This window comes from Armatimonas sp. (assembly GCF_043760365.1).
Taxonomy (GTDB): domain Bacteria; phylum Armatimonadota; class Armatimonadia; order Armatimonadales; family Armatimonadaceae; genus Armatimonas.
This window is the reverse complement of the sequence record NZ_JAYUPA010000827.1, coordinates 1-3,182: the sequence shown is the minus strand read 5'-3', so window position 1 is coordinate 3,182 and position 3,182 is coordinate 1. Positions and strand designations below refer to the sequence as shown.

At 59.9% G+C, this 3,182-nt stretch carries 1 protein-coding gene; it reads right to left on the bottom strand.

The features are described from left to right. The coding region (gene metH, locus ACH2EH_RS20375; protein ID WP_395144586.1) for a methionine synthase at positions 1-3,182 on the bottom strand (3,182 nt) is incomplete at both ends.

Here is a 3,182-nt window from a genome sequence, read left to right as displayed (position 1 = left end):
TTACGTTTGGCATAGTCCACCACCTGATCGCGGTCAATCTTACCCACGGCAAAATAGTCCGATTCGGGATGCGCAAAGTACCAGCCCGAGACACTACTCGCCGGGTACATCGCCATGCTTTCGGTGAGGGTCATGCCAATGCGATCCGGCTGGAGTAGCGCAAACAGCGTGGTCTTCTCCGTGTGGTCGGGGCAGGCGGGATAGCCCGGCGCGGGTCGAATGCCCTGGTACTCCTCCTTGATGAGCTGCTCGGACGTGAGACTATCGCCAATACCCCACTCCGTGCGGGCCTTCGCATGCAGCCACTCGGCGGTAGCCTCAGCGAACCTATCAGCCAGCGCCTCTAGCATAATGGCGCTGTAGTCATCGCCTGCGACTTTGAACGCCTCGACCCGCTCCGCCATTCCAATGCCCGCCGTGACCGCAAAAGCACCAATATGGTCGCCCGAGGGTGCTAGAAAGTCCGTTAGACAGCGATTCGGCTCCCCTGCGCGCTTCTCACTCTGCTGGCGCAGAGAGTGGAGCCGCACCCCTCTCCCCAACCCCTCTCCCGGCACCCAGAGGGTACCCGCATTCTTCGCTGGGAAAGGGGCTTCTTGTGCAGGTGCTCCCCCTTTCCCAAGGAGGAACGACTGCCCGGGAGAGGGGTTGGGGAGAGGTAACACAATATCGTCGCCATTTGGCGTCGCGGGGAAGAAGCCATAGACGGCGCGGGCGGTGATCCACTTGTTTGAGACAAGCTGATGGAGCATCGCCTGAGCGTCGTTGAAGAGCTTGAGCGCCTCCACACCAACAACCTCGTCGTCGAAGATCGCCGGGAACTTGCCGTGCAGCTCCCAGGAGATAAAGAACGGTGTCCAGTCAATCAGCGGGACGAGCACGTCGAGCGGGATATCGTCGAGAACTTTCACGCCCGTGAAGCTCGGGGTGGGCGGCGTGTAGGGCTTGGTCGCCGACCATTTATTCTCTCTCGCTTTCGCCAGGGGCAGAAAGACTGTCTTCTGCTGGCGCAGGGCAAACTGAGCACGCGCCGCTTCCTGCATCGCCGTGTTCTCGGCTAGATAGGCCTCGCTCTCGGCCCCGATCAGGTTTTGCAGCACCCCGACGGCGCGGCTGGCATCCAGCACGTGCACGGTCTTGGCGTAGTACGGTGCGATCTTCACCGCCGTGTGCAGGCGGCTGGTCGTGGCACCGCCGATGAGCAGCGGCACGGTAAATCCCTGCCGGGTCATCTCTTTGGCGACATGGATCATCTCATCCAGGCTCGGGGTGATCAGACCAGAGAGGCCAATCACATCGGCCCCGATCTCGCGGGCTTTATCTAAAATTCGGTCGCAGGAGACCATCACCCCCATGTCAATCACTTCATAGTTGTTGCACGAGACCACAACTCCCACAATATTCTTGCCAATGTCATGCACATCACCCTTGACCGTCGCGATCAACATCTTGCCCTGAGCCCCTGTCGCATTCTGGGCCTTCTCGGCCTCTAAATACGGCGTGAGCACAGCAACCGAGCGCTTCATGACGCGAGCGGACTTCACGACCTGCGGCAAAAACATCTTGCCCGCCCCAAAGAGATCCCCCACGACGTTCATGCCGTCCATGAGCGGCCCCTCGATCACGAGCAGTGGCCGCTTGATTTTCTCCAGCGCCTCCATCGTGTCGGCCTCAATATAGTCCGTCAGGCCCTTGAGCAGCGCGTGCTGGAGCCGCTCCTCAACCGTTCCGGCGCGCCAGGCATCGTCGGCTCCGGCGGCTTTCTTGCCCTTGCCCTTCACCGTCTCCGCGAGAGTTAAGAGGCGCTCCGTGGCATCGGGGCGGCGGTTGAAGATCACGTCCTCGACATGCTCCAGCAAGTCTTTCGGGATGTCGGCATAGACGGGAAGCTGGCCCGCGTTGACAATGCCCATGTCCATTCCGGCCTGAATCGCGTGATACAGAAACGCCGCGTGCATCGCCTCGCGCACGACATTGTTGCCCCGAAATGAGAACGAGAGATTACTGACGCCGCCACTGACTTTCGCGCCAGGAAGATTCGCCTTGATCCAGGTGACGGTCTTGATAAAGTCTACGCCGTAGTTGGCATGCTCCTCCATCCCGGTGCCGACCACGAGAATATTCGGATCAAAGATAATGTCCTCGGGCGGGAAGCCGACCGTATCTGTGAGAAGCCGATACGCCCGCTCGCAGACCTCGATACGCCGCTGGTAGGTATCCGCCTGCCCTCGCTCATCAAAGGCCATCACCACGACAGCGGCACCGAACTGGCGCACGATTCTCGCTCGGCTTAGGAACTCCGTCTCGCCCTCTTTGAGGCTAATGGAGTTGGCGATAGACTTGCCCACACTGCACTTAAGCCCCGCCTCAACCACTTCCCAGCGCGACGAGTCAATCATCAAGGGAACTTTATTGATGCCCGGCTCCGCTTGAATGAGCTTCAGGAAGTGCGTCATGCACGCCTCTCGGTCTAGCATTCCCTGATCATCAAAACAGATATCTAAAACTTGCGCCCCATTGTCCACTTGCTCCAGCGCGACGCTCAGCGCATCCTCGAACTTCTCCTCTTGGATCAGCTTTAAGAACTTCGACGAGCCCGCGACATTGCAGCGCTCCCCGACATTAACAAAGTTTGTCTCGGGGCGCACCACAAACGGCATTGTCCCCGAGAGCCGTAGATACGTCTCGACGTGGGGAATTTCGCGCGGCGGTAGCCCCTTCACGGCCTCGCCAATGGCTTTTATGTGCGCTGGGGAGTTGCCACAGCAGCCGCCGACAATATTGATCAGCCCGGACTCTGCCCACTCCCGCAGCATCGGCCCCATGGTCTCGGGGGTCTCGGGGAACCCCGTCTCCGAGAGCGCGTCGGGCAGACCGGCGTTGGGGTAGGCGATGATCGGAATGTCCGCAATCTCCGCGAGGCGTGCCAGAATCGGGCGCATTTCTTTTGGCCCTAGTGAGCAGTTGAGGCCCACGGCGGTGAGTGGGAAGTGCCGAATCGAGTACCAGAGCGCCTCAATATCCTGGCCTGAGAGATTCCCCCCGGCCAAGTCCACAAAGCACGATGCCATCACGGGAATATCGCGCCCCAGCTCGGTTAGCAGCCCATCAATGGCAAAGAGCGCAGCTTTTAAGTTCAGCGTGTCAAAAGTGGTCTCGCAGAGCAGCACGTCCACGCCACC